Source organism: Ammoniphilus soli, from assembly GCF_040813775.1.
This window is the reverse complement of record NZ_JBEGDL010000130.1, coordinates 1-1,353: the sequence shown is the minus strand read 5'-3', so window position 1 is coordinate 1,353 and position 1,353 is coordinate 1. Positions and strand designations below refer to the sequence as shown.

Here is a 1,353-nt window from a genome sequence, read left to right as displayed (position 1 = left end):
TACGAACGACATCAAGCGGAAGAGAGACAATCATATCTCCCTTCAAAGAGAACATGACAATAATTGTAAATAATAATGAAATTAAGGTCAGTGGACTAATTCTAGGTATAAAAACTTCTTCATACCAATCACTTCCTTTTGATTTGACCAGAACATACCGCGTAAACATTCCCGCGATAAACGGGATTCCTAAGTATACAAATACACTCTTAGCTACCTCAGTTATGGTGATGTCGATGACCATACCTTCCAAGCCAAACCATCTTGGCAATAAATTGACGAAAAAGTAGGCATAAATAGAATAGAAAAGCACTTGAAAAATGGAGTTAAAGGCCACAAGACCTGCTGCATATTCCGAACTACCTTTAGATAAATCATTCCAAACAATCACCATTGCAATACAGCGAGCCAAACCAATCATAATAAGACCAACCATGTATTCTGGATAACTACTTAGAAAAACGATGGCGAGAACAAACATTAGAGTAGGTCCGATAATCCAGTTCTGAAAAAGCGAAATCGCCAAAATCTTTCCGTCCTTAAATACTTTACCAAGTTCTTCGTATCTTACTTTTGCTAATGGTGGAAACATCATGAGAATAAGTCCAATCGCAATAGGGATGGATGTTGATCCCACTTGAAAATCATTCAATCCAGCAATGAGTTCAGGGAATAAATAACCCAAACCAACACCAAGAAGCATTGCACTAAAAATCCAAAGTGTTAGATAGCGGTCAAGAACCGCCATTCTTTTACCTACACTATCACTCATTTTCCCACTCCCTTTTTTCTAGTACTGACCAAAACTATTTTATTTCCTACGCAGTCTCTTCGATGATTGTGATATTTCGATGTTTCATTTCTTGAAGAAGAAGTTCAATAAATACAATATCTAATTTTTTCCTTATTGCATCCTCATAAATTTCTATCAATTGAACATCTGTTAATACCATTCTCCAATAAAACATCGATTCATCACCTCATTAGTATTTGTTTTTCATGAAATAGGTTCTAAGTTTTCACTAGCACGAGGGTAAGAAAGTCTCTAATCGTTACGAGTTCTTCGCCCTTCCAAATCATGAGAGCCCTCCCCCATTTTCTTTTTAATCTATCCATTCATGATATTGCAAGAGTTGTGCCAAAACAAAAGGTACGTTCAAATCTGTCATAACTCTTCATAAATAACGTAAACGCCACCGAATTGTAGAAATTTTCTATAACTTATTGTAGGATTTTTCTACATATTGCAAAGATTTTCAACACTTAAAGCAAAAAGCTCTACGCTAATGGCAATCGCTCACATCTTTAGCTTATTAAATTTAAGAGATCCACTAATACAAGTAGATACTGGTG

At 35.6% G+C, this 1,353-nt stretch carries 2 protein-coding genes; both read right to left on the bottom strand.

Features of this window, described 5'->3' with window-relative positions:
* A partial coding sequence (gene arsB / locus ABLT31_RS38650) for an ACR3 family arsenite efflux transporter (protein WP_367761020.1) occupies nucleotides 1-772 on the bottom strand: 772 nt, incomplete at its 3' end.
* A 46-nt stretch (nucleotides 773-818) separates the two neighbouring features.
* Nucleotides 819-953: a sporulation histidine kinase inhibitor Sda gene (gene sda, locus ABLT31_RS38645; protein ID WP_367761021.1), complete on the bottom strand. Its 135-nt coding sequence runs from the start codon at nucleotides 951-953 to the stop codon at nucleotides 819-821.
* Between the last annotated feature and the right edge of the window lie 400 nt (nucleotides 954-1,353).